This is a genomic window from Photorhabdus bodei (assembly GCF_003287735.1).
Classification (GTDB): Bacteria; Pseudomonadota; Gammaproteobacteria; order Enterobacterales; family Enterobacteriaceae; genus Photorhabdus; species Photorhabdus kayaii.
In genome coordinates this window covers 155,848-180,959 of sequence record NZ_NSCM01000007.1, presented here as the reverse complement: position 1 = coordinate 180,959, position 25,112 = coordinate 155,848, and the positions used below count along the sequence as shown (strand labels likewise).

Annotated in this window: 23 protein-coding genes and 1 pseudogene; 5 read left to right on the top strand and 19 right to left on the bottom strand. The window is 38.0% G+C overall.

What is annotated here, in order from left to right; genetic code table 11:
• Positions 1 to 6 precede the first annotated feature (6 nt).
• The 4 genes from CKY02_RS07905 to CKY02_RS07890 are packed head-to-tail and all read right to left on the bottom strand — an operon-like array spanning position 7 to position 4,608.
• Positions 7 to 1,167: an ABC transporter permease gene (locus CKY02_RS07905; RefSeq protein WP_112894868.1), complete on the bottom strand. Its 1,161-nt coding sequence runs from the start codon at positions 1,165 to 1,167 to the stop codon at positions 7 to 9.
• Positions 1,167 to 2,903 carry an ATP-binding cassette domain-containing protein gene (locus tag CKY02_RS07900; protein ID WP_112894867.1) on the bottom strand — a complete coding sequence of 579 codons (1,737 nt, stop codon included), beginning with the start codon at positions 2,901 to 2,903 and terminating at the stop codon, positions 1,167 to 1,169. Before CKY02_RS07900 ends, CKY02_RS07905 begins: the two co-directional genes overlap by 1 nt.
• Positions 2,904 to 2,912: 9 nt before the next feature.
• Positions 2,913 to 3,905, bottom strand: a complete 993-nt coding sequence (hlyD, locus tag CKY02_RS07895) for a secretion protein HlyD (RefSeq protein WP_112876146.1) — start codon at positions 3,903 to 3,905, stop codon at positions 2,913 to 2,915.
• A 16-nt stretch (positions 3,906 to 3,921) separates the two neighbouring features.
• Positions 3,922 to 4,608, bottom strand: coding sequence for a transcriptional regulator (locus CKY02_RS07890; protein WP_112876145.1), 687 nt, complete (start codon positions 4,606 to 4,608; stop codon positions 3,922 to 3,924).
• Positions 4,609 to 4,910: 302 nt separating this feature from the next.
• Between CKY02_RS07890 and rhlE the strand changes: the two genes are divergently transcribed.
• Together rhlE and dusC are read left to right on the top strand one after the other, a co-directional pair.
• Positions 4,911 to 6,197 (top strand): ATP-dependent RNA helicase RhlE, encoded by a 1,287-nt coding sequence (rhlE, locus tag CKY02_RS07880; RefSeq protein WP_112894865.1) that lies wholly within the window; start codon positions 4,911 to 4,913, stop codon positions 6,195 to 6,197.
• A gap of 3 nt (positions 6,198 to 6,200) precedes the next feature.
• Complete coding sequence (gene dusC / locus CKY02_RS07875; protein WP_112894864.1) at positions 6,201 to 7,133, top strand: tRNA dihydrouridine(16) synthase DusC; 933 nt, start codon at positions 6,201 to 6,203, stop codon at positions 7,131 to 7,133.
• 112 nt (positions 7,134 to 7,245) lie between these two features.
• On the opposite strand, the gene CKY02_RS07870 is transcribed toward dusC, so the two are convergent.
• The 11 genes from CKY02_RS07870 to CKY02_RS24455 form a co-directional block, all read right to left on the bottom strand.
• Positions 7,246 to 7,800, bottom strand: coding sequence for a GNAT family N-acetyltransferase (locus tag CKY02_RS07870; RefSeq protein WP_112894863.1), 555 nt, complete (start codon positions 7,798 to 7,800; stop codon positions 7,246 to 7,248).
• On the bottom strand, positions 7,782 to 8,978 hold the full coding sequence (locus CKY02_RS07865; RefSeq protein ID WP_112894862.1) for an MFS transporter: 1,197 nt from the start codon (positions 8,976 to 8,978) through the stop codon (positions 7,782 to 7,784). The genes CKY02_RS07870 and CKY02_RS07865 overlap by 19 nt, the downstream gene beginning before the upstream one ends.
• Positions 8,954 to 9,766 (bottom strand): HesA/MoeB/ThiF family protein, encoded by an 813-nt coding sequence (locus CKY02_RS07860; RefSeq protein ID WP_238399170.1) that lies wholly within the window; start codon positions 9,764 to 9,766, stop codon positions 8,954 to 8,956. Before CKY02_RS07860 ends, CKY02_RS07865 begins: the two co-directional genes overlap by 25 nt.
• 73 nt (positions 9,767 to 9,839) lie before the next feature.
• Entirely contained in the window at positions 9,840 to 10,037 is a 198-nt protein-coding gene (locus CKY02_RS25635) for a hypothetical protein (protein WP_240002024.1), read from the bottom strand.
• Between the two features lie 284 nt (positions 10,038 to 10,321).
• Positions 10,322 to 11,428, bottom strand: coding sequence for a lipase family protein (locus CKY02_RS07855; protein ID WP_112894861.1), 1,107 nt, complete (start codon positions 11,426 to 11,428; stop codon positions 10,322 to 10,324).
• A 466-nt stretch (positions 11,429 to 11,894) separates the two neighbouring features.
• Positions 11,895 to 12,974: a lipase family protein gene (locus tag CKY02_RS07850; RefSeq protein ID WP_112894860.1), complete on the bottom strand. Its 1,080-nt coding sequence runs from the start codon at positions 12,972 to 12,974 to the stop codon at positions 11,895 to 11,897.
• Positions 12,975 to 13,330: 356 nt separating this feature from the next.
• Complete coding sequence (locus CKY02_RS07845; protein ID WP_112894859.1) at positions 13,331 to 14,449, bottom strand: lipase family protein; 1,119 nt, start codon at positions 14,447 to 14,449, stop codon at positions 13,331 to 13,333.
• Positions 14,450 to 14,458: 9 nt separating this feature from the next.
• The gene (locus CKY02_RS23710) at positions 14,459 to 14,713 is read right to left on the bottom strand and encodes a hypothetical protein (protein ID WP_146747410.1); all 255 of its coding nucleotides are present in this window, start codon (positions 14,711 to 14,713) and stop codon (positions 14,459 to 14,461) included.
• Between the two features lie 330 nt (positions 14,714 to 15,043).
• Positions 15,044 to 16,168, bottom strand: a complete 1,125-nt coding sequence (locus tag CKY02_RS07835) for a lipase family protein (RefSeq protein WP_112894857.1) — start codon at positions 16,166 to 16,168, stop codon at positions 15,044 to 15,046.
• A 493-nt stretch (positions 16,169 to 16,661) separates the two neighbouring features.
• Positions 16,662 to 17,498 carry a 3-mercaptopyruvate sulfurtransferase gene (gene sseA / locus CKY02_RS07830; RefSeq protein ID WP_112894856.1) on the bottom strand — a complete coding sequence of 279 codons (837 nt, stop codon included), beginning with the start codon at positions 17,496 to 17,498 and terminating at the stop codon, positions 16,662 to 16,664.
• Between the two features lie 83 nt (positions 17,499 to 17,581).
• On the bottom strand, positions 17,582 to 17,743 hold the full coding sequence (locus tag CKY02_RS24455; RefSeq protein WP_167405280.1) for a hypothetical protein: 162 nt from the start codon (positions 17,741 to 17,743) through the stop codon (positions 17,582 to 17,584).
• Positions 17,744 to 17,899: 156 nt separating this feature from the next.
• On the opposite strand from CKY02_RS24455, the gene dinG reads away from it, so the two are divergent.
• Positions 17,900 to 20,047: an ATP-dependent DNA helicase DinG gene (gene dinG / locus CKY02_RS07825; RefSeq protein ID WP_112894855.1), complete on the top strand. Its 2,148-nt coding sequence runs from the start codon at positions 17,900 to 17,902 to the stop codon at positions 20,045 to 20,047.
• A gap of 221 nt (positions 20,048 to 20,268) precedes the next feature.
• Here dinG and CKY02_RS07820 read toward each other — a convergent pair whose 3' ends face one another.
• The 3 genes and pseudogenes from CKY02_RS07820 to rhtA all read right to left on the bottom strand — a co-directional run bounded on the left by CKY02_RS07820 (position 20,269) and on the right by rhtA (position 22,134).
• Positions 20,269 to 20,580, bottom strand: a complete 312-nt coding sequence (locus CKY02_RS07820) for an addiction module antidote protein (RefSeq protein WP_193493086.1) — start codon at positions 20,578 to 20,580, stop codon at positions 20,269 to 20,271.
• Positions 20,581 to 20,582: 2 nt separating this feature from the next.
• A pseudogene (locus tag CKY02_RS07815) lies at positions 20,583 to 20,847 on the bottom strand (type II toxin-antitoxin system RelE/ParE family toxin).
• Positions 20,848 to 21,240: 393 nt separating this feature from the next.
• The gene (gene rhtA / locus CKY02_RS07810) at positions 21,241 to 22,134 is read right to left on the bottom strand and encodes a threonine/homoserine exporter RhtA (RefSeq protein WP_112894854.1); all 894 of its coding nucleotides are present in this window, start codon (positions 22,132 to 22,134) and stop codon (positions 21,241 to 21,243) included.
• A 364-nt stretch (positions 22,135 to 22,498) separates the two neighbouring features.
• On the opposite strand from rhtA, the gene CKY02_RS26230 reads away from it, so the two are divergent.
• Both CKY02_RS26230 and CKY02_RS07805 read left to right on the top strand, forming a co-directional pair.
• Entirely contained in the window at positions 22,499 to 22,630 is a 132-nt protein-coding gene (locus CKY02_RS26230) for a hypothetical protein (RefSeq protein ID WP_275658208.1), read from the top strand.
• Between the two features lie 58 nt (positions 22,631 to 22,688).
• Positions 22,689 to 23,252, top strand: a complete 564-nt coding sequence (locus CKY02_RS07805) for an LOG family protein (protein WP_112894853.1) — start codon at positions 22,689 to 22,691, stop codon at positions 23,250 to 23,252.
• 217 nt (positions 23,253 to 23,469) lie between these two features.
• Here CKY02_RS07805 and CKY02_RS07800 read toward each other — a convergent pair whose 3' ends face one another.
• Positions 23,470 to 23,880 (bottom strand): toxin, encoded by a 411-nt coding sequence (locus tag CKY02_RS07800; RefSeq protein WP_112894852.1) that lies wholly within the window; start codon positions 23,878 to 23,880, stop codon positions 23,470 to 23,472.
• Positions 23,881 to 25,112: the final 1,232 nt, after the last annotated feature.

The window sequence follows — 25,112 nt, the reverse complement described above, 5'->3', positions numbered from 1 at the left end:
TCCTTCTTAATCCAGACGCCGCTGGGTTTTCCATGCTGTCAGGCCAATAAACACAATAGCGGAGGCGATCAGTAATAATAGATTTATCACCAGTACCGTACTGATATTTCCAGCCAGAAAGAGAGTATGCAAACTACTGACAAAATAACGAGCCGGGATGAAATAGGTCACTACCTGAATAAAGGCAGGCATGCTATTTATTTCAAAGATGAAGCCGGAAAGCATAATCGCAGGCAGAAAAGCGACATTCAGCGCTATCATTGCGGCATTAAATTGGTTGCGTGTCACCGTAGAGATCAAAAGCCCGATACCAAGGGCCGTAGCCAGGTAGAGGCTAGTGATCGCGGACAATATCCATAATGAGCCTCTGTAGGGGACATCCAGCACAAATACTGTCATCAGCATACAGAGCATCATGGAGAATGATCCAAGCACTTGATAAGGCAAGAGTTTAGAAAGCAGTAATTCGGTGCGGGTAATTTGAGTAGAAAGCAGAGCTTCCATCGTACCGCGTTCCCATTCACGGGCAACCACCAATGATGTCAGAATGGCGCCAACCACGGTGATGATAATGGTTATTGCGCCGGGAATGATGAAATGCTGGCTAATTGTTGCCGGATTGAACCAATAACGAACCTGCATATCAATTAACGGATTAACAGCGTTCCCCTGATCTTGTCCTCTTTGTTGTAGCCAAATCTGCCACACTCCTTTAGCATAACTTTGTACAAAACTTGCTGTATTGGGTTCACTGCCGTCAGTAATGACTTGAATTTGGGCTTTACCATCAGGACGGGCAAGTTGCGCATCGAAATTAACAGGAATGACAACCAATCCACGTATTTCTCCTGATTGCATCATATTAATTAATTGCTGACGATTATCGCTGATTTTGGGTTCAATATAGGGAGAACCGGCAAAAGCCTGTATCAATTCACGAGCATCTTCACTTTGTTGTTCTACCAGAATACCAACACGGACTGTACTGGCGTCGAGATTAATACCGTAACCAAAGATAAACAGCAGAATCAATGGAATGGCAATAGAAATTAATCCGCTGGTGGGATCACGTAAGATCTGTTTTGTCTCTTTTACACAAAGTGCTTTCAATCGCCACCAAGAGAAGCGGACAGCTTGTTGTGGAGCATGTTGCTTTGGGCTACTCATTATTGTAGCTCCTCATCATAATTAACGACCAGATCAATAAATGCCTGTTCCATTGATGGGTCAGGATTTTCATCAGTAGCAACCAATTGTTTCAAGTCATCAGGCGTTCCGGCGGCAATCAATTTACCTCGGAATACCAACCCTATTCGGTCACAATATTCTGCTTCATCCATAAAGTGGGTGGTCACCATAACGGTAACGCCTTTATCTACCATGCCATTGATATGTAGCCAGAATTCCCGTCGTATCTGTGGATCAACCCCCGAAGTCGGCTCGTCCAGGAACAAAATATCTGGCTCATGCATCAGTGCGCAGGAAAGGGCAAGACGCTGTTTATATCCCAGAGGCAATTGGTCGGTGGTTTGATGTAAAACCGATTTGAGATTGAAAGCGTCGATCATGCCATCAATTTTTTCTTTTTGCTTGCGCCCTTGCAGGCCGTAAATGCCGGAAAAGAATTTCAGGTTCTGTTCAACTGTCAGGTTGCCATACAGAGAAAATTTCTGCGCCATATAACCCAAATGTTGGCGGGCTTTCCCGGAGCTGGTTTTCAGATCCATTCCCAATACCAGCGCCTTACCGCCAGTCGGCACCGTGAGCCCGCACATCATTTTAAACGTGGTGGATTTACCGGCACCGTTCGGGCCAAGCAGACCAAAGATTTCTCCACGTTTTACCTGAAAATCAACATGGTCAGTGGCAGCAAAATCGCCAAATTTTTTGGTTAAATCCTGCGCTTCAATGACTGTTTCTGTCGGGTTGGCAGTAATCCGTGGCATGATCTTTGCTAGTTCAGAATGGCGGGTGGAACCGCCACCGAGTAAATCGATAAAAGCATCTTCAAAGCGGGGAGCGGCTTTAACGATTTCAGCCTCAGGTTGCTTAAGCTGGCTAAGTAATTCTTGCGGTGAGGCATCAGGTTTGAGAATAAGACGAACATATTTCCCCTGAATCACGCCATCTGTTACTTGTGGCAAGGTAAGAGCGTGTTGCAGCATTTTTCTACGGGAATCTTGTTTGGCACCAAGCAGAAAAGAACGCCCGGACATCTTTTGGGTCAGTTTTTGTGGTTGTCCGCTGTAGAGCAGTTTTCCTTGATTAAGTAACAGGACATCACGACACCGCTCAGCTTCATCCAGATAAGAAGTACTCCAGAGGATTAACATCCCATCATCGGCCAGTTCGTGAACCATCCGCCAGAGTTCGCGGCGGGCTATCGGGTCAACTCCAACGCCGGGTTCGTCCAGCAGCAGAACTTTGGGTTTGCCAAGCAGAGTACAGGCAAGCCCCAGTTTTTGCTTCATGCCGCCTGAAAGTTTGCCCGCCAGTCGCCCGGTAAAACGGGTCAGATCAGTAAACGTAAGTAGTTGTTCATAGGTTTTTTTACGCTCGTCACCCAGCACGCCACGCAGATCTGCATACAGATTCAGGTTTTCTAATACGGTTAAATCTTCATACAGGCCAAATTTCTGTGGCATATAGCCCAGTTCAAAGCGCGCTTGTACGCCATCTTTTATCGGATCAAGCCCCATTATTTCAATGGAACCGCTATCGGGTTTCAGTAAACCCGCTAGCATGCGTATCAGTGTAGTTTTTCCTGCTCCATCCGGGCCTACAAGCCCAGTAACTGAGCCACCGTAGATCTCTGCGGTCAGGCTGGATACCGCAGGATTATTCAGGCCGGGAAAAGTTTTTTCGACTTTTTCTAACCTTATCGTATATGCGGAGCTGCTCATGACAGCCCCTTATTTATCTGAATCGGAAAAATGCAGAGTAACTGGCATACCTTGACGCAGGGCATCATCCGGGTCGGTGACAATAATGCGCAACCGATAGACTAGAGTAGTACGTAGATCGGGGGTCTCTACATTCTTTGGTGTAAATTCGGCGGTGGGTGAAACAAAGCCAATTTTGCCGTGATAAGGTTTATCTTTACGGCTGTCGGTATAGAGTAAAATTTCACGTCCGGGCGTTGCCTGTCCGAGATGGCTTTCACCGATATAGGCTCTTACCCAAACCGGGTCAGTCAGAGAAAGTGTAAACACCGTATTGCCGGCTGACAACATAGTGCCTGGTTCAATGGCGCGGGTCAGAATAGTACCGGATGAGGGGGAAGTCAGTTGAGTATCTTGCAAGTCCAATTCAGCCTGAGCAACAGCCGCTTCGGCTTGAGCAAGCTGGCCTTTGGCTTCTGCAATTTCTTCTTTACGATAACCGGTTTCGAACTGGTTCAGTTTATCTTTAGCTGCTTGTAAAGCTGCTAATGCTTGATTGTGATTTGTTTTAGCATCATCTAATTCGTTGGCCGAAATAACTTTACTTTGCCACAAACCTTGTTGGCGTTTGAAGAAACTATTAGCGAAATGCCAGGCAGCCTCGCGTTGTGCAACTTCCGAACGGACTTGGGCAATTTCTTCTGTGCGATAACCCTCTTCCATCATGGCTAAACGTGCTTTAGTGCTATCACGAGTGGCTTTCGCTTTATTGAGGGCGTTAATAAATGGCCCATTGTCCAGTTGGCCGATGACTTGATTGGCTGCAATGGTATCGCCTTCATCAACTTGTAGACTAGCGAGTTTACCACCAACCCGGAAACTAAGATTAACAGTACGTATATCTACATTGCCATAGAGGGTCAGAGTTTTATCACTTTTACCTTGATAATAGTAACTTCCTAAAATAGCACTAAGAATAATCGCGGTCACCAATATTGCCAGAGTGAGTTTTTTGTTGTACATGATATTCCCTGTTATTTTATTTATTCGGATTATGTTTTTTCAGTCCATTCAGTAATAAATCGATATGCTGGATAAGGATCTGATCAATCAATTTATATTCTTCGGGTCCGATATTATTCCAGCCTGTCTGACGTAATAAAGTTTCCCTCGCCATGCGGAAAGTGAGAACTTCTCCCATTAAAGCATGCGTGTGTAGCATGGTGGAAAGCTGATGTTCATCGGCGCCGATATAGCTGGCAATCAGTTTATTTAATCTGCTGTGAAGGGGCACGAGTGCTTGCTCATGGATTAGGGTATAAGCATCCGTTGGTGCAAGTTGTTCTCTGGCCATTATCCGGCTGATATTAATACTCTCTTTTTCAATCATCAGGCGGTTAATTCCAAGGAATCCTTCATGAATCATCCTCAATATATTTTCTGGTGAGTACGGTGCTGATGATGAAAAAAAATCATCAATTTTTTTAAAAAGATGAGTGAACTCAGTCTTAATTGTGTCAGTAATATGCTGGGCAACTGCCTGATAAAGCCCCTCTTTAGAGCCAAAATAATAAGCTATGGCGGCAATGTTTTGTTGAGCATGTAATGCAATTTCCCTAGTCGTTGCACCGGTCAGTCCTGATTTACCGAAAATTTCAAGGGCTGCTTCGAGTAGCTGTTGTTTGGCTTGTTCGCCTCTGGTGGTTTGGGTGTTGTTGACTGACATGGACATGAATCCTGTTGCAAATAATCAAAAGACTTAAACAAAATATCAATCATTAGTTAACTCTATACTTATAGTAAATCAATGTAAATTGCATAAAAATGTTATGGATCATGAAAATTACTGGGTAAATAGCTGTCGTTTTAGTTGCATCATCAGAAAGTATATCTGGTATAATAGTTGAAACATGGAGCATTGCAGTTTGTGTTTTTTCCTTTGTGGTATTTACCACGTCTGATTTTCTTCCCATAAAACTGCCCCTGAATAGCGTTCAGGAATGGTGAAGTTTGGAGCATTTCTTATTTATGAATTTTAAATCACTTGGCTTAAGTGCTGATATTTTGCGTGCCGTTGAAGAACAAGGTTATTCAGCGCCGACGCCAATCCAACAACAGGCCATTCCTGTTGTATTAGCAGGTAAAGATTTATTAGCGAGTGCTCAAACAGGCACGGGTAAAACTGCCGGTTTTACCTTACCCATGCTGCAACGGTTAAATGATTCCCCTATTCAGATGAAAGGGCGCCGGCCAGTCAGAGCATTAATCCTGACTCCAACTCGTGAATTGGCTGCTCAAGTGGGTGAAAATGTACGCGACTACAGCAAATACCTCAGACTGCGCTCTCTGGTTGTTTTTGGCGGTGTCAGTATTAACCCTCAGATGATGAAATTGCGGGGTGGTGTGGATATTTTAGTCGCAACGCCAGGGCGGTTACTGGATCTTGAACATCAAAATGCGGTTGATTTATCACGGGTAGAAATTCTGGTATTGGATGAAGCTGATCGGATGCTGGATATGGGGTTTATTCATGATATTCGCCGGGTGCTGAATAAATTACCACCGAAACGGCAAAATTTACTGTTTTCTGCGACTTTCTCTGACGATATCAAAAGCTTAGCCAATAAGTTATTGCGTGATCCCGTCAGTGTTGAAGTTGCACGTCGTAACTCTGCTTCTGAACAGATTGAACAGTTTGTTCACTTTGTCGATAAAAAACGTAAAGGTGAGCTGCTCTCTTTCTTGATCGGTAGCCGTAACTGGCAGCAAGTGCTGGTATTTACCCGAACCAAACATGGTGCAAACCGTTTGGCGGAACAGTTAAATAAAGATGGTGTAACGGCTTCTGCTATTCATGGTAATAAAAGTCAAGGGGCGAGAACCCGTGCACTGGCTGATTTTAAAGATGGCCGGATCAGAGTGCTGGTAGCGACAGATATTGCTGCCCGTGGTTTGGACATTGATCAACTGCCTTATGTGGTGAATTTTGAATTGCCTAATGTCGCTGAAGATTATGTCCACCGTATTGGTCGTACTGGTCGAGCAGATGCAACAGGGCAGGCACTTTCTCTGGTCTGTGTTGATGAGAATAAACTGTTGAAAGATATTGAACGTTTGTTAAAACGGGAGATTCCCCGTATGGCAGTTCCCGGCTATGAGCCAGATCCAACCATCAAGGCTGAACCTATTCAGAATGGCCGTCAGGCACGTGGCGATAATGGGCAGAAAAATAGCCATCGTCGTTCTGGGGTACCTTCGCGTCAGCGTAGCCGCAATCATGATGTATCCCATAAATGGCCTAACGCTAGAGGTTAATGAATGCGGGTTTTACTGGCTCCGATGGAGGGTGTGCTGGATTCTTTGGTCAGGGAACTTCTGAGTGAAATCAATGAGTATGATCTGTGCATTACAGAATTCTTACGAGTTGTTGATAGCCTATTGCCAGTAAAATCTTTTTATAGGCTTTGTCCTGAATTACATAACCAAAGCCGGACACCATCCGGCACGTTGGTAAGGGTTCAGCTCTTGGGTCAATATCCGCAGTGGCTGGCAGAGAATGCGGTACGAGCGATTGAATTAGGATCTTACGGTGTTGATTTGAATTGCGGTTGCCCGTCAAAAACAGTCAATGGTAGCGGTGGCGGAGCAACGCTGCTGAAAGATCCTGAACTGATTTATCAGGGAGCGAAAGCGATACGTGAAGCGGTACCTGCTCATTTGCCTGTGACGGTTAAGGTTCGCTTGGGTTGGGATAGCGGTGATCGGCAATTCGAAATTGCTGATGCGGTACAACAGGCGGGCGCGACGGAAATTACGGTTCATGGGCGAACCAAAGAGGATGGTTACCAAGCGGAGCGTATTAACTGGCAAGCGATTGGTGAAATTCGCCAACGTCTTGCCATTCCGGTTATCGCTAATGGTGAGATTTGGGATTGGCAAAGCGCGCAGGATTGCTTGAGTGTGACAGGCTGTGATGCGGTCATGATTGGGCGAGGGGCGCTTCATGTTCCTAATTTAAGCCGAGTGGTGAAATATAACGAGCCAAAAATGTGCTGGCAGGGCGTTGTTCAACTATTGCAAAAATATATCCGGTTGGAAAAGCAGGGTGATACCGGGCAATATCATGTTGCCCGGATTAAACAGTGGCTTGGTTATTTGCGTAAAGAATATGAAGAGGCAACAACGCTGTTTGAAGAGATAAGAAAGTTAAAAACGTCTGTTGATATAGCGCATGTGATCTCCTTGGTGTGACAGATGATTAAGAGCAACTTAAAACGTTTCCATTTATTTTGCTCTTCTTTGTTATGAAAAATGAACTTGGGCAGTGCTTAGGCAAAAGCATGCCCATGAATATGTAAGACCGTTACTCTTTTTGAGGATTATTTTTATTCCACTCGTCGCGAGTTATTTCCCATGTTTCCGAGAGCATTCTTCCACTAACAAAATCTTTATTCTCTAGTCTTATTAACCGCATACCACTTTTAATTGATATTTTCTTTGAGGCAATATTGTCACTGGATTTAGGCGCTCTGAGTACTTTGCGATTTAGGGTATTAAACCAAAAATCGGTAACTACTTGGACTGCTTCGGTCATAAATCCGTTTCCATGCCATTGTGGATCTAGCCAGAAACCTCTATTATTATTTTCTTGCTCATATAGCGATATCATTCCTATTATTATTGATGGAGCATCCTTCCTTCTTATAGTCCAAAACCATGCATTTCCTTCTGCCATTGATGGTAGCGCAATTTTATTTATATATTCTAGGGTGCCATCATCTGGGTAGGGCCACGGGGTGTTTGCTGTAAGATAGCGAACAATTTCCCATTGAGGAAAGATGTTTTGAATTTGTATATGATCCTTACTTTCTAAAGGATGTAATATTAATCTTTTGGTTTCTAACTTTTGGGGTTGCATTTTGGTTTCCTTTTGTGATGTTTTTTTATAAAGAAGTAGCAAAGGATGTTAATTGAAATAATTAATGATATCAATATAGGGAAATATATCCATCCAAAATTCTCAGTGATTAACGCGATTAACGGTATCACTATTACTGCTATCAGTCTTGTAATTGTAGATATGAATGAGTCAAATGTTGATCTTAATTCTGACGGTATTATTTGGTGGTAGTTGGATCTTAATGATGTTGTCATTACTTGGTTTGCTCCAAACATAATAATCGTTGATATGGTGGTTATATGGTTCTTTTCATATACACCATAAATGCACGTTAAGCTACATGCTAATAGGATTACTATACTATAAAGATGGTTTTTGTTGTTGTCTTCATTTTTTGAGATTATCCATCCTGATATTGATTGAGATAATAAAATTGCAGAAAATACAATCCCGAAAAAGATACTGACACCAAGCTCTTCTATGATGTAATTTATTAATGGTTGCCAATATTGGAGGATGATTTGAAAATATAGCAGAGAGGATGATAGAGAAATAGATGTTATGAGAAGATAACTTTGATTATCTTTCAACATTGCTATTGATGTTTTTATTTCTTTAAGGAATGATAAGTTTTGTTGTCTATTTTTACTAATTGATTTTGGTAGGAACCATGAAAAGCTTACAGATAGAATAATGCATCCAGAGCCTGCTATTAGCCATACTAATCTGTCATCAAAATCAGTTATTAGAGATCCTATTATTGAGAATATAGCCATGAATAGAAATTGTAATTTATTGCTTTCTCCTAATATTTTGTGGGTGTCATTATCATTTAATGAATTATCTATTAGGTATGAATAGAAAACCCCTCCTAATATAGTTAAGGATATTGAGTTAAATATTTCTGCGATATAAAATAAATATTTTGAATCTGCAATGCCCGTTATTATTAGCCATACACCACCAAAAGTGGTCGATAAAATAATAGCGAATTTCCTACCAAACTTGTCAGCTAGATATGATGATGGAATATCAAATAAAAAATATATAAATGATTGAATAGTCTTCATCAATCCAATATCAACTAGAGTAAGACCATGATTTAAGAGAAATATTGCAGATGTTGCACCCACTAACATCCGCATGGAATTAAATATAACATTATAATATATTATAATTTTTGTTTTTGAGAGCATACGTCACACTTATCATTTTTATGTATTGATTGTTCTTCGATTTTTATGCTTAGTGAGTGTATTCCGATTCTTTTATTAGTACTGAGAATGTTACCAAAGCTTCCAAGGTATTTCATGATATCCCCAAAAGCATAAGATGCTGCGACACCATTAACTCCAGGGAATGTTGCTGCTTTAAAGTCTTTGTTTACATTTTCTATATGCTCTAAAATGTCATCTTTTGGGTGATATTCTGGCATAATGTTTTGACATTTTATGCAGGATGTTTTATTTGGTATATAAAATGGTCCAATAACGGAGATATCATTAATATAACCAATGTTTATATATGCTTGTCGTTCTTTAACACAGAATTCATTAATCCAGTTAATTAATTCAAACGGGTGATCGGCTGAAACTATGAACAAATCAGAACGAGGTATTTTATATAAATCATTAATTGATGATATGGACATATTAATTGTTTCTATATTTGTTTCAGAATTCCTTTTATTTAATTCTCTCTCTAAAACTTCTGTTTTTTTTCTCCCTATATCATTTTGTGAAAAAAGAACTTGTCTTGTTAAGTTGCTTATCTCTATTGTGTCATCATCAATAAGTGTAATTTTTCCTACCCCTGATGTAGACAGCAGATATGATATATGGTTTCCAATCCCACCACATCCAATTATAGTAACTGTTGATTTCTTTATTCTATCTTGAACTAAACTAGGTATTGCCCCTGCATATCTATAAAATAAATAGTTCCTGCTATATCTGTCATTTTGATTGTATTCATTAAAATCCATCAGAGCATGGTTTTCATCTAAGAATGAGATTATTTCTTTTATTTCATTATCACATATCTCGGGTAAATTTGATTTAATTGTTTCTGTGATTTTTTTTTTCGTGAGTCGGCAACTTCAAAAGGCTAGAAACCTTAACTAAATTCTTCCATTTTAAATAATTTTCTATAATTTGTTGTTTCGAACCAACTCCAAAAATCCCACCTGATTTATATTTCCCTACTTGAATATAATTTGCTATTTTCTTCATGATGTCCTCTGTTTCTTTATTCATAATCTTGTCTCTTTTGTGGCGGGGTATTTAACATACCCCGCTGAATTTTTTTAGTTAGATCCACTACTAATCATCTCGATTCCTCCTATTTGGTTGGGTAATAATGAATTTTATTACCATTGTGTTATTTTTTTGTCAAGAAAATATTTCATTTGTGTGATAATGGTTACGATAAACGATTTTGGCAGAGGAATGACTCATCAGTAATAAGGTAGGTCAGTAAATGGAACCTCTAACTAAGGTTCCATTTTGGCTAAGTTATAAAAAGAGTCAATACGATGAAATTAACAGGTATTATCTTCATCTTGAATGATAGATGAGAGGAAGTTTCTAATATTGCGAGATTGACCATCGTTAATCACAACAATGTCGTAATCAGTTGGTGGATTAGCACGATCATTAACTACAATAAAACTCATGCCGTACTCTTTGGGATAAGCATCAATATGTTGAAGTACGATTTTTTCAATTAAACCTGTAGAAGGTTTTAAATCAGGTGCGGTAAAAGGTAAATCTGGCGTAATTTGAGTGTAATTCTTATCCTTCACGACTGAAATAAAACCATTAACGATTAGAGTTGATATTGGATAGAGAGCCTTAATCTCTTCTAATCCTTTTACACTCCAAGCTAGGGTAACGATATCTTTACGATTATGGACCCGGAGAAAATGACTTTCATAGCTAGATAGTAATGTTCCATTAAAAACAGATTCACTATAGGATACAAAAACATCATTACCGGCAGTTGGGGCAGCAAAGGAGGAAACATGAATACGAATATTATTATTTCTTTTATCAATATAACGTCTCTTTAAATACAGGCCAAGCGTAGAGGCCATCACACCGCCTAAACTATGTCCTGTAAGAGTAATATTATGTATTCCTTCTTCCAGAGCAATTTTATCAATTACCTCAATCAATGATTTTCCATAACCAGCAGGGTTATTGCTCTTTATTTGGTTGACAATATAGTCTAAAGTTATATGGGTTCCTTTTGAAATTTTAGCACCTTTGGGGGCTTTTGGATCCCAAATTGACCAGTTTTCAGTTGTGCCTACATTGAAATTCTCATCAAACCAGTTAACAGTGGACCATGAACCACGAATAACGATTCGATAATCATTTGGATTTTTGAGATCTTTTACAATGAATAAAACGTGATCATCTTTTTTATCTGTAACGCTTGTTTTCTTATTAACGCTACCGACACGAAAAACAGCAGGTCCCCAAATGATAGAGAATCTATTTGCTGTCGCTTTACTACTTGCTAATGATTTTTGAATATTTTCTGAAACGAGAGCCGGTTCTGGTTGATAGGTTATTATACTCCCCGAGTTAATAATAAAGCCTAACGCGAGATTTATTTTTTGATCTTCAAGAGAAATTGTCATTTTTGTTTCCAATTTTTAATATAATGAATGCTGATCTGATGTGTTAGCTTAAACATCAATGATCAATACCTTGGGTTTTTATTTAAACAACAGAATCAAAGTTAATAATAATCTTTAAATCTGTTAAATGAGAGTATATAATTTTTTGAAGTTATTTTATTTAACAAAATAAATTATCTATTATGAATTTTAAAATAAGCGATAAAAATTATACCATGCTTTTGTAAGGTTATATTAGCTATTGAGAGTGATAATTGTGATATCTATTATCTATGGAAAATAATTTATATTGGTATCTACAAAAATGAGTGATAGTGAATGGCTGTAATTAGTGATAGATAAGAAAAATAATTTATTTACGCTATTTAATTATCATTTGTTGAAATGAATGGAACCCTTAATATAAGATACCATTACTGATGAATCAAAAAATATATTACAATATGGTAAGGTTAGTAATATTGCTCTAATCTTTAATTAGAGAACTGAAACAGTCATGAATATGTTTGGATAAATTATTGTCAACCACAACAATATCGCAATCAGTCGGTATCGTTGAATTGCCATGAATTTCTTTGTAAGTCATTTGATAATGTTTTGGATATGCCTTGATATGTTGAAATCCTATACTATCAAGTAAGTTTTGATGTTTATTTAACTTCTCTGAAAAAGAGCACTCTGGGGAGAGTTGGGTATAGTTTATATGGTGGGTTTTGTGGATATAAATCTCAACTCCAATTGTTAGTATTGGATAGAGTTTCTCAATTTTCCTCAAATCATTTTTAGCCCATGCTAATGGAACGATATCATTGATATTATGAATTCTCAGAAAATTACTTTCATAAACGTTAGGGCTTAATGTTCCTTTAAAAACAGAGTCAGAATAGGAGGCGAAAATATCATTGCCGGCAGTTGGGCCTGCGAAGGAGCAAGTGTGAATACGTATATTGTTGTTGTTGATGTAGCGCCTTTTAAGATATAAGCCAATAGTAGAGGCTAGTAAACCACCCAAACTATGCCCCGTGACGGTAATATTCAGTATCTTATCTTTCCCTTCTTCTGTGGTAATTTCATCGAGTTTATCGATGAGTGATACGTTGTTCTCATTAAGAGGCTTACCTTGAATAAGGGATTTTAATGCTAAGTCTGTTCCATGGGAGATCTTAGCATCTTTAAATTCTTGAGGAATATTTGTGTCCCACTTCGACCAGTCTACAGTTTTAGATACATGAAGATCTTCATCAATTTCGTTAATCTTAGACCAGGTTCCCCGAATGATAAGGCGATAGTCACTTGTACTATCGATATTTTTCACAATCATGACAACGTGATCATATTTTTTGTCATGATGTTTTTCATTAATACGGAACACAGCCGGTCCCCAAATAATAGAGAATTTATCTGCTGTTGCCTTACTGTTTTTAAGTGATTGTTTAATATCACATTCAATGATTTTTATTTTGTCTGATTTGTCAGATATTTCTCCAGAATTAATAATAAGGCTTAACGCGAGATTTAATTTTTGCTCTTCAAGAGATATAGTCATTTTTACCCCTCCCATTTTTTCATATGGTAAATGTTGATCTGATGCTTTGGCTCAAACATCAAGGTTTAATTTTTTGGGTCTTCCGTTTAAATAAAAATATAGTTAAGTTTAAAGTTAATAATGAATTTTGAATTTGTCAAATATGTGCAAAGGGTTTTTAATGTTATTTTATTTGACAACACGTAAATTATTTATTATGAAATTAAAGGTAAGTGATAAAAATGACATGCTAAATAATTCTATAAAAATATCATTACATCTTTGAAAGGTTATTTATAACGCTGCTTATGGAAAGTCATTTATTGCAATGAATGGAACCTTTAATAAAGGCTCCACTTATATTATACATAATAAGATTATGTAATATTGATTTTATCTTTGGTTAGAAATTTGAAGAGATCGACAATACTTTCGGATAGGCTATCATTAACTACAACAATATCGTAATCAGTCGGTATATTTGAATTATCATCAATGGTGATAAAACTCATATCATACTCTTTGGCATAGGCATGAGTATGTTGATTGCCAATATTAACCAGTAAATCATCAAACGACACTATTGGTGATATTGGAATCTGTGAATGAATAGGGAAATCTGGGGAAATTTGAGTGTAATTCTTATTAAAAACAGAGAGGATAAGAGCATTAATTGTTACAGTTAACACTGGATAGATAGCTTTAACTTTCTCCAAACCTTTTATATGCCAGGCTAGGGGAACCACATCCAGGCTATTATGAATTCTTAGAAAATTACTTTTATAACCGGCTACTGATATGTCATTGAAAATAGATTCAGAGTAGGATGCGAAAACATCGTTACCAGCAGTTGGTCCTGCAAAAGCACAAACATTAATCCGAATATTATTATTTCCTTTATCAAGATATCGTCTCTTTAGATATAAACCAATGGTAGAAGATAGTACGCCTCCCAAACTGTGTCCTGTAATAGTAATGTTTTGTATTCCTTCTTTTAGGGCTATTTTATCAATCGCATCAGTGAGAGATTCTCCATAACCCGGAGAATTATTGCTTTTCATTTGGTCAATGATATAGCCTAATGCCATGTCGGTTCCATAGGCTATCTTGGCATTTTCAGGTGATCTTGAATCCCATCGTGCCCAATCTTGAGTTTCACAGACAATAATATCTTCATTAAGCCAGTTAATATCGGACCATGATCCCCGAATAACAACGCGATAGTCATTTGGATCATGGCGATTTTGCACAATGAATAAAACATGATCGTCTTTTTTATCTATAACGCTTTTTTTCCTACCAACGTCACCAACACGAAACACCGCGGGTCCCCAAATGATAGTGAATTTATTTGCTGTTGCTTTACTGCTTTCCAATGATCTTTGGATATTTTCCGAAACAATGCCCGGTTCTGGTTTGCTAGTTTTTATACCTCCAGAGTTAATAATGAAGCTTAGGGCGAGATTTGTTTTTTGAACTTCACGAGAAATAGTCATTTTTACTCCCTATTTGTTCATGTAATAAGTATTAATGCGAGCTATCTGTTTATATCCGTCATCTTTAAAGTTGCCTCTTTGTTGGCTGCACTCGCTCACCCCGGTCACATAGTTACCTATGCTCCCGGGGATTCTCTCCCTTGCCGTCGCGATCCATCTTGAAATCCATAGGGTATAAATATCAATATTTAATTCTTTTACTATTCCTATATTGGATAAAACATAATTTAACTTAAAGTTAATAATAACTTTTAAATCTGTCAAATATATATATGGATTTTTTATTTTATGCTAGAATATAAATTATTTATTTTGAAATTAAAAGCAAACGTTCTAAATTATATATTGAATAATTACGGTTAAATATTATTGCTATCTTTTAGGATTATCTTAATTATTCAATGTTGGTAATATATAAATAACTTTTTAATTATTTCTGTGAATGGTGTTATTGGGGATGATTGTAAATCATTGATATTTTAATCATATATGGCGGTTATTTTATTATTATATTTAAGTCAATTTTGTTTAATGGAGCCTTTATAATAAAAGCTCCATTGATTTTAGATAAAATAGAGAAAAAGTGTAATCGATTTATGCAATGTTCATGTTATCCTCAGGCAGAGGTATCGATAAAAAATAAGCGACAATATCTTGAGATAAATTACTATTAATAACCACAATATCATCAATAGGTGGTTGAGTGCCGTCATTAACTTCCACTAAATTCATGCCATATTGATTGGCATAGGCCTTAATATGTTGGAAAACAACTTGTTTATTGAGGTCCAGTTCTGCAATAGGTGCTGTAAAAGGTAAATCTGGCGTGAGTTTGGTGTAACCCTTATCTTGTACGAGAAGAACAATCTTTTTAAATCTGTTAATTAATTTCTCATCTAATTTAATTAATGGTTCATAGATAGTTGGAATTTTTTCTAATCCATCCAGGTTCCAGATGAGGGAAATAACATCTTTACGATTATATATCCTTAAAAAATGGCTTTTATAGCGGGTTGTTGAAGTGTCATTAAAAACAGATTTAATATAAGATGAAAAAATATCATTACCGGTATTTGGGTTGGCAAAAGAGCAAACATGAATACGAATATTATTGTTCCCTTTATTAAGGTATAAACGTTTTAAATACAATCCAAGGGTAGAAGCGAGAATACCACCCAAACTGTGACCGGTGATGGTAATATTGTGTATGCCTTTTTCCGAAGCAATTTTATTAATTGCCTCAATGAGTGATTCTCCATAACCAGGAATATTGTTACTTTTTACTTGATTAACAATATAGTTTAATGCTACATGGGTTCCATAAGAGATCTTAGCATCTTCAAACTCTTCAGGGATATTTTGATCCCAAAGTGACCAGTTTACTGTTTCATGTACAGCAAAATTTTCAACTTGCCAGTTAACATCAGACCATGATCCTCGGATAACGATGCGATAATCATGGGGAATCTTGCGATTTTTTACAATGAATAAAACGTGGTCGTCCTTATTATCCTTGGTGTTTTTTCCGTTATCAACGCGAAAAATGGCAGGCCCCCAAATAATAGAAAATCTGTTGGCTGTCACTCTGCTCTTTTCCAATGATGTTTGAATATCTTCTGCAACCATAGTTGGTTCTGGTTTTTCATTTATTATACTCCCTGCACCACTGATAAAGCTGAGCGCGAGATTTATTCTTTGATCTTTAAGCGAAATAGTCATTTTTACTCTCCATTTTTATAATATAAATTTTGATATTATGCTCTGGTAAAAGTATCAATATTCAACTTTTTATAACCCATTGCATAGGGGTGTTTTATTTTTATTTCTTTGTGGTAAAGCGTGGAATAGGGTAATATTCCAGATAAAAATCAATGGGTTTTAAACCAATCTTGGTGCTGGTCTCCTTATGTATTTCCTCTAAAGATAATCCCTGTTGGAATAATATCTTAATCTTATTTCTAAATAAAAAACAGAGTTGAATTTTAAGTTGATAATAATAATATTTAAATTTGCAAATATGTTCGTTTGATTATTTCATATAACTATGATTGATAGATAATAATCTTTATTGAGAAATTAATAGATAGGGTTATGAAATATAACGATATGGAACTTATTTGATTGGATGCTATTTGATTACTGAAAAATATATCTATTTGTTTATGTTAAAATAATTAAAGGGCATAAAGTGAATATGCCCTATGATATTTAATTATTTCTCAAGTGGCAGGCTATTGTCTGCCCCCCATTCAGCCCATGATCCATCATATAAATAAACATCTTTCTTGCCGATGATATCTAAACCCAATACTAAAACGGCAGCAGTCATACCCGATCCACAACTGGTGATAACCGGTTTGTTTAAATCGATGCCTTGCTTATGGAAAATATCGGTAATTTCAGTTCCTGATTTAAAGTGACCATTCTCTATCAACATCGTCCACGGAACGTTTTTACTGCCAGGAATATGGCCCATTCTTAATCCGGGGCGTGGTTCTGGTGCTTTAGCTTGAAAGCGGTCTGTTGCTCTGGCATCGACAATTTGGGTTTGTTGATCATTTAGCGCATCCAGCATTTGTTCCAGTGATTTTACTTTGTCGGCATCAAAATCGGCACTAAAGATTTGAGGATTACGTTTCACTTCACCTGATTCTGTTGGCAATCCTGCCTGTTGCCAGCCTTGTAAACCGCCATCAAGAATACGGACGTTGTGGCTACCGAATATCTTAAATGTCCACCATGCACGAGGGGCAGAGAACATATTGCCTTGGTCATAAATCACGACTAAATGATTTTTACTGATCCCCATTGCGCCAACAGCCTGACTAAAAGTTTGCGGGTCGGGCAGCATGTGAGGTAATCCACTTTGATGATTGGCAATTTTGTCTAAATCAAAAAATTGGGTGCCGGGAATATGGGTATCCAGCCAAAGTTTATGACAATCAATCTGTTGAGGTGGTGGTGGGGCGGTTGCATCAAGGATGACGAGATTCTTATCATCAAGATGATCTTTTAGCCATTGTGGAGTGACAAAGTATGCGTTATTCATGGGGTCCCTCACTTGATACGAAGATGAATTAGATACAAGGATAAAATAGCCCTATTGGGATAGGCACTACGTGTTACAGCCCGTTATTGTTGTTGTGCCGGCGCTGTGGTGGTTTCTGGTTGTTGGCTGGTTGGTGATTCTATCGGTGTGGTTGAACGGGTATACATATTAAGGCCCGCCAAGAATACGCCGCCAATTGAACCAAATGCAAAGATAGCGATGAAAATGATAAGGAGCTTTTTCATTATTGTTCTCAGGTGTTGTAGAAAATAGGCAGTATATAGCGTTCTGAATAGCTGACAAGGTGCTCACTAATTTAATGATTATTGCCTCGACATGAAGCTGATTTCATTTCTGCTCTGTGGGACAATAGCGCTTCGATTTCATAGCAGTAGAATCCAATGGCACTTTCCAATTCAATAAAAAATCAGATAAGTCAGTGGTATAAGGCATTACCTCAACATATTAATGGTTTTATTTCTCGTGCTCCGCAGCGGCAGATGATTGCCGAAGTTGCAAAAACGCTGGCGGATCAGGAAGGTCGTCATTTGGTTATTGAGGCACCAACGGGAATCGGTAAAACCCTTTCTTATCTGCTACCTGGGATTGCTATCAGCAGAGCGGAAAGTAAGCCATTGGTCGTGAGTACGGCGAATGTCGCTTTACAAGATCAGATTTACAGTAAAGACCTTCCTCTGTTGCGTAAAATTATTCCCGATCTGAAATTCACCGGTGCTTTTGGTCGTGGTCGTTATGTTTGCCCACGCAATCTTGACGCTATCTGTGCAACCGAGAGTGAGCAGATCGATCTTATGTTTTTGGTTGAGGACAAAACAGAGCTTGCCAGTAGTGAAGAGAGGGAATTGTGTCGTCGGTTGCGTAGTGATTACACAACTTTTGCCTGGGATGGGTTGCGTGATCACCATAAATTGGCTTTGTCCGATGCTTTGTGGGGGAAAGTGAGTACGGATAAAGCAAATTGTTTGGGACGTAACTGTCAGTATTACCATCGTTGCCCATTTTTTATTGCTCGCCGTGAGATAGAAAATGTCGATGTGGTGGTCGCTAACCATGCGTTAGTGATGGCGGCATTGGAGAGTGAATCGGTACTCCCTGATGCTAAAAATTTGTTATTGGTACTCGACGAAGGACACCATATACCGGATGTTGCCAGGGATTCTCTGGAAGTGGAGGGGGAAATCACTCTGTTTCAACTTAATGGTCAATTAGATACTTTTGTTCGTCATGTTGAGCAATATCTGGTGCAATTCCATCCGGCAAAGCCACCACGCTTAGCTAATGCTAGTCGCCTTAATGAACACAGTGAAAAACTACGGGAATGCTTTAGAGAGCTCGCAATTATCACTCAGGCGTTTTTACCTGAAAAGAATGAAGTCGATGAGTATTTGTTTGAGATGGGTAAATTACCGGATAACTTGCTACTTTGCTGCCAGCAGCTATTTAAATTGACCGACGGTTTACGGGGTTTGGCGGAAGCGATACTGAATGATTTGACTGAGCGGACGGCTAAACAGGATATTGTCAGATTGCATCGGTCTATTTTGCATACCAGTCGTACGCTTGGATATTTTGAAAATATGACTAAGCTGTGGCGTTTAGCAGCGTTGGAAGAGTCATCCAGTGCGCCGGTATCAAAATGGCTTAGACGCCGTGATGAGAAAAATCAGTCACACCTCTATTTTCATTGTGCCGGTATCAGAGTCAGCGAACAGCTTAATCAACTGCTTTGGCGTAGCATTCCTCATGTGGTTGTGACATCGGCAACGCTTCGTTCTCTGAATAGTTTTTCCCGTATTCAGGAGTTGACTGGGTTGACTGAAAAAGCAGGCGACCGTTTTGTCGCATTGTCATCACCTTTTGATCATGTACGGCAGGGCAAACTGGTTATTCCCAAAATGTCATGGGAGCCGACACTGCACAATGAAACCGCTCATTTGCAAGAGATGGCGTGTTATTTCAGAGCTCAATTGCTGAGGCGGCAACATAAAGGCATGTTGGTTTTGTTCAGCAGTCAGAGGGCGATGGATATCTTTCTCTCTTATGTAACGGATTTACGTCTGATGTTACTTGTGCAAGGGGATCAGCCACGTTATCGGTTAGTGGAAACACATTGTCAGCGTATCAATGAAGGGCAGTGTAGTGTTTTGATTGGATTGCAATCTTTTGCGGAAGGGCTGGATTTAAAGGGGGATTATCTGTCCCAAGTTCACATTCAAAAAATCTCATTTCCGCCAGTGAATAATCCAGTCATTATTACTGAAAGCGAGTGGTTGAAATCACTTAAGCGTTATCCTTTTGAAGTGCAGAGTTTACCAAGTGCTTCTTTTAGCCTGATTCAGCAAGTAGGAAGACTTATCCGTAGCCATGAATGTTATGGTGATGTGGTGATTTATGACAGGCGCTTACTGAGCAAAAGGTATGGCCCAAGATTGTTGCAGGCTCTGCCCATTTTCCCTATTGAGCAGCCGGAAGTTCTTTCAGAGACAGAAATTGGGGACATGAATACTCTTTTGCAAGGAAGGCAATAATGAAGGCAAATTAGGCATCACTCAGTCCGATGTAATTGAAAGTCTCACCATTTTTCTTATACCCGTATTCTAGTTTTTGTGGACGATGCAATCAGCCACCTTTGATGCTGTGCCATGACAGTCTGGCGGGATGTAGAAGATGGCGATTACAGGGAAGAGCAGCCTTAAGTTTCTGCTTATATTATCGCCATCCAGACTTTATCATTCTTATTAATCAAAGACTAAGCTATCGCAGCAATATGCGAGAATTGGAATCCTGTTGCTGCAACTACGCTACGCAGAGTTTTGAGTGTCGGATTGCCTTTCGGCGACAGTGTGCGATACAGCGTCTCACGAGAAATGCCTGCTTTGTCAGCAATTTGAGCTATTCCTCCACGCGCCTCTACTACGTGGCGCAATGCCATTAGAAACGCTTCCTGCTCGCCTTCTTCATCCATATCAACAAAAGCCTGATGCAGATAGTGTTGCGCAAATTCAGGGTCTTCGCGGAGAAGCTGCACCATCGCATCATCATGTAAACGTGCTTTGGTCATAATCACCTCTTTAAGTAATCTTTCAGGCATGCAATAGCCTGATCTATATCAGCATCTTGGGTGCGTTTATCGCCTCCAAGTAACAGCAAAACAATCTCATTACCAACCTGGCCGTAGTAAACCCTGTAGCCCGGCCCTTGATCTATACGAAGTTCCCAGACACCTTACTCTGCATGGTTTATGATCACCAAAATTTCCTGTGACCATCCGGTTAACCCGCGACGAAATTTTTGATTTCGCTATCGGGTCACGAATCCCCGGGAGCATAGTTATCTATGCTCCCGGGGATTCACTCCCTTGCCGCCGCGATGCATCTTGAAATCCATAGGGTATATAAAGTAGTGTGGATGTCTCTGTTTTGACTAATTTGGCAGTCTCCATAATAATTTCCCCTGGATGTTAATAATGAGTTTTTCATTGATGAGATGAATGTAACTCGATATTAGTCTTAAATCATATAGTTTATTCCTATTAAATCAATAGTTAATTTTTATAGGAAAATATCCACCATAAAATTTTTAGATTAATATTGAAAAATATAATAATTTATTAGGTAAATCTGTTGAGTAATTTTGTCATGAATGAGTTTTTTATTTATAAAAAAACCGGAGAATGGCTTTATCCCTCCGATTTTTATTTTATTTCGATTAAATAAAATGATTAATCGACTTCGGTGATTTTAGGTTTTCTTTTTATTGTTGATGTAGAGCCGATGGAGGCAAAAATAATACAGAACAGCGCCAGCCATTGCGTTATAGTTAAATGTTCATTCAGAAACGCAATACCAGATAGCGCACCCAGTGCGGGTTCAAGGCTCATTAGAGTACCAAATGTTTGTGCAGGTAAACGGGTTAGAGCAATCATTTCCAGTGTATATGGGAATGCAGTAGACAGAATTGCAATTGCCAGTGCCAGAGGGAGAATTGACATATCAAATAAGAGTTCTGGCCCCGTTTGTATCAAACCGACAGGGAAAAATATCATAGCAGCGATAAATGAACCAATAGACACCGTTGCTGCTCCATGACCTGCACCGGCGCGTTGGCCGAAAATAATATACAGTGCCCAGCAAACACCTGCGCTGAGCGCATAAATAATCCCTATAGGATCTAAACTATCAGTATTATTATTGCCAATGGGTAGTAGGAAAGCTAAGCCGGCGATAACCAATGCCACCCAAAGAAAATCTATTGGTCGGCGTGATGAGAACATAGCTACAGCCAATGGGCCGGTGAATTCGAGAGCCACGGCAATACCTAAAGGAATAGTTGCCAGTGCCATATAGAATGTATAATTCATCGCGCCAAGAGCAATACCATATGTCAGCAGTGGCATGATGGATTTTCGGCTAAAACGCAAGCGCCAAGGTTTAAAAATAATAAACAGAATGATAGTTCCAAGACCTAGGCGCAGTGCGGTAACACCCGGTGCACCGATGACCGGAAACAGCGTTTTGGCAAGAGAAGCACCACCCTGAATTGATGTCATGGCAAGCAGTAACAGTATTACAGGTATTAATGGAAAGGTACTCTTTTGGAGCTTGGAAGGAGACATCCGGGCAAAACCTCAAATTAAAATCAAGTGATCTGACCGATAATCTTCGCAGTGAAATGCAGATAACTCAATAGGTTTAGAGAATATAATTTTAGCGAAATATTTTTCATTTATTAGGCCATATTATATGGTTATAGTGAAATTAAATTTCATTATTGGTATATAATTCTGGTATAAATTTACATTGTATTTTAATATGTTGATAATTTAGGGATGACAAGTGATGAAGGTATTTACTACAATCTGGTTAATGCTTGATTTTATATCATAATAATTAAGAATAAGTTATGATTAATGCTAATATATTGAATGCGAAAGAAACCGTCTTTATTTTGTTTTTCTTGGTATCAGTTTTATAAGTGAGTTGTATGATTGTGATACTAACGTATATACCTTATGGATTTCAAGATGCATCGCGGCGGCAAGGGAGCGAATCCCCGGGAGCATAGATAGCTATGTGACCGGGGTGAGTGCAGCCAACAAAGAGGCAACTTGAAGGATGACAGGTATAATCCTATTTTTCATGTGAAGGTAAAGTAACAGGAGCTGAGATAATGAAAAGTATTGCTGTTTATTGTGGTTCAAGTCTGGGTATATCTGAAATCTATAAAGAAAATGTCATTATCTTCGCAAAGGAATTGGTTAAACGTAATCTTACACTGATTTATGGTGGCGCCAGTGTGGGCATTATGGGAACTGTTGCTAATACGGTTTTGGCAGAGGGTGGAAAAGTCATTGGTGTTATTCCGACATTATTGGAGTCGCGGGAGATATCACATAAAAATCTGACAGAATTATACGTTGTTGAAACTATGCATCAGCGTAAAAACAAAATGATTGAGTTAGCTGATGGTTTTGTTGCTTTACCTGGGGGTTTTGGCACATTGGAAGAGTTCAGTGAGGTATTTACCTGGAGTCAGATTGGGTTACATACGAAACCTTGCGGTATTCTTAATATTAATAACTTTTATGATCCGCTAATTGCGATGATTAATAAAATGGCTGATGAACAATTCTTGCATGAAAAATATCGTTATATGGCAATAATTGAACAAGATCCTGCTATCTTACTCGATCGTTTTAATACTTATCGGGCACCCTCTGTAAAAACATATTAAAATCCATTTTATGGTGAAAAAGCGATAGCATTAATGGAGATACGATCCACTTTAATGAAAGAGAGGATGATATAGAAATGAGGAAAATAATCAGCATCCACCTTTGATTAAGGTAGGAAAGATATTAATTCTCGAAATAAATAAACCATTCCTGTTGTATAGATATTAATTAAAATATCTTCTCACAGGAATGGTTGTTAATACTAGTGATTAAGTATTAGCTTACAATCATATATTCTACTACTGGATTATTACCGCCATCTGCTGTATAGGATAAATGTAAATCATCACCTAAATAATCGGTTGAGATTGAGTAGCTGCTGCTGCCAATCAAAGGGTTATTCCATGTAATATAGATACTATAGATTTCGCCTTTACTATCTACAAATACATAGGTACAGCGCCCTGCAACACCACCTAATAGGCTGTTTGAATCACTTCTCCAAATCGCTTTTCCAGGCGTGTTATCATTGCTTCTATTAATGACTTGAGGAGGAAGAGTGGTCCACTCACCTTGATCCAGACGAATAGAATCCTGAATAAGTTTAAGTTTATATACTGATTTGTTCGTTACTTTTGCAATAACGCTGATTGGTGCTTTTAAGGAGATTGCTTCGATCTCTGACATAGTATTACCTCTTGTGATTGATTTTAAAAATATAATTAATAAATTCCAAGATTTTAATTCAACCTGTTATGGTTATATAAAATAACTTGGGGCGTAACCAACTTTCTTAGCTATATTTGATAGCTTATTTTTACTTCTTATTAGAATTCCATTTCTTTATGTTTCCTAAAAATCAATTTTTATATCTGAGTCTTTTTATTTATCGTTATCACCATTTTATTACCATTTTTGATAATTTTAATCTTTTAAAAGACTAAAATTAAAAGCAAACTATCTATTCATTGGTGTAGATAAAAAGATTTATTTTGTCTCGATGTTTTTTAAGATACCTTTTCTCTCGGATAAAAGTCAATTTTTTTGCTCTTTGTGTTTTATTATAAAATAACAACCGGTTAATTATATTTTCGTACTTAAAAACGCAGATATAAATGATAAAATATGTCTATGTTTTTAATAACTAATATATAAAACAACTATAATGACAAACAAAAATAGATTGCTAGGTCTATGATGAATGAATAATAATTTTATTGTTTTTTGAACATTAATTCATCATTATCTTGATGAGATGTTAATATGTTGTAATATTGAATGAGTATAACTTAGCAATAGATTGTATTTATTTTGAATGGCTATAAACGCATTAATTTGATAAGTCTTTCTTATTGCTAAGAAGTTTATTGATTTATTGATTTATTGATTTATTGATTGACAAATATTTGGATAATGAGATGAAATTATATTCACTATAGGAACTATTACATCCTTGATGAAAATATCATAAAAAAATTAAATTGTTATAAATGTAATGTCATTGGTTATTAATATGTTTATTTTCGGTGTGTCATTATTGATTTTTCTTAATTTTCTTCTTCGTGTTTGATTTGAGAGCACATTCCGCATCAAATTAAATCACAGTATCGTTTTGTCATTCAGAGTACCAATAGAAAGCTTGTTGCTATTTTATTAAAAGTAAAAAATCAAAGCAGTCTATTTTTAGATATTAGTCGCCAGATCTTGCAAGCAAGCCTTTAAGCTGGCGGAATGCCCTGGGACTCCAGGGCTTCTCACGAGTCTGGAGTCTGTTTTAGCGAATGAATTTTCGGTACGATATAAATTAATTAGCTCGAATAACGCTCAAAACTCTCCGCGATCTCTTAACACTATTGTGGCATAATGCGCCGCTACCGATTTTTCCGATTTTCCTTTTGTTTCTAAATGTAAGAGCGAAT

Bases quoted from the DNA above. Each gene is read 5' to 3' on its own strand.
- CKY02_RS07905 (WP_112894868.1), bottom strand. From the start codon at position 1,167: ATGAGTAGCCCAAAGCAACATGCTCCACAACAAGCTGTCCGCTTCTCT.
- CKY02_RS07900 (WP_112894867.1), bottom strand. From the start codon at position 2,903: ATGAGCAGCTCCGCATATACGATAAGGTTAGAAAAAGTCGAAAAAACT.
- hlyD (WP_112876146.1), bottom strand. From the start codon at position 3,905: ATGTACAACAAAAAACTCACTCTGGCAATATTGGTGACCGCGATTATT.
- CKY02_RS07890 (WP_112876145.1), bottom strand. From the start codon at position 4,608: ATGTCAGTCAACAACACCCAAACCACCAGAGGCGAACAAGCCAAACAA.
- rhlE (WP_112894865.1), top strand. From the start codon at position 4,911: ATGAATTTTAAATCACTTGGCTTAAGTGCTGATATTTTGCGTGCCGTT.
- dusC (WP_112894864.1), top strand. From the start codon at position 6,201: ATGCGGGTTTTACTGGCTCCGATGGAGGGTGTGCTGGATTCTTTGGTC.
- CKY02_RS07870 (WP_112894863.1), bottom strand. From the start codon at position 7,800: ATGCAACCCCAAAAGTTAGAAACCAAAAGATTAATATTACATCCTTTA.
- CKY02_RS07865 (WP_112894862.1), bottom strand. From the start codon at position 8,978: ATGCTCTCAAAAACAAAAATTATAATATATTATAATGTTATATTTAAT.
- CKY02_RS07860 (WP_238399170.1), bottom strand. From the start codon at position 9,766: ATGGATTTTAATGAATACAATCAAAATGACAGATATAGCAGGAACTAT.
- CKY02_RS25635 (WP_240002024.1), bottom strand. From the start codon at position 10,037: ATGAATAAAGAAACAGAGGACATCATGAAGAAAATAGCAAATTATATT.
- CKY02_RS07855 (WP_112894861.1), bottom strand. From the start codon at position 11,428: ATGACAATTTCTCTTGAAGATCAAAAAATAAATCTCGCGTTAGGCTTT.
- CKY02_RS07850 (WP_112894860.1), bottom strand. From the start codon at position 12,974: ATGACTATATCTCTTGAAGAGCAAAAATTAAATCTCGCGTTAAGCCTT.
- CKY02_RS07845 (WP_112894859.1), bottom strand. From the start codon at position 14,449: ATGACTATTTCTCGTGAAGTTCAAAAAACAAATCTCGCCCTAAGCTTC.
- CKY02_RS07835 (WP_112894857.1), bottom strand. From the start codon at position 16,168: ATGACTATTTCGCTTAAAGATCAAAGAATAAATCTCGCGCTCAGCTTT.
- sseA (WP_112894856.1), bottom strand. From the start codon at position 17,498: ATGAATAACGCATACTTTGTCACTCCACAATGGCTAAAAGATCATCTT.
- CKY02_RS24455 (WP_167405280.1), bottom strand. From the start codon at position 17,743: ATGAAAAAGCTCCTTATCATTTTCATCGCTATCTTTGCATTTGGTTCA.
- dinG (WP_112894855.1), top strand. From the start codon at position 17,900: ATGGCACTTTCCAATTCAATAAAAAATCAGATAAGTCAGTGGTATAAG.
- CKY02_RS07820 (WP_193493086.1), bottom strand. From the start codon at position 20,580: ATGACCAAAGCACGTTTACATGATGATGCGATGGTGCAGCTTCTCCGC.
- rhtA (WP_112894854.1), bottom strand. From the start codon at position 22,134: ATGTCTCCTTCCAAGCTCCAAAAGAGTACCTTTCCATTAATACCTGTA.
- CKY02_RS07805 (WP_112894853.1), top strand. From the start codon at position 22,689: ATGAAAAGTATTGCTGTTTATTGTGGTTCAAGTCTGGGTATATCTGAA.
- CKY02_RS07800 (WP_112894852.1), bottom strand. From the start codon at position 23,880: ATGTCAGAGATCGAAGCAATCTCCTTAAAAGCACCAATCAGCGTTATT.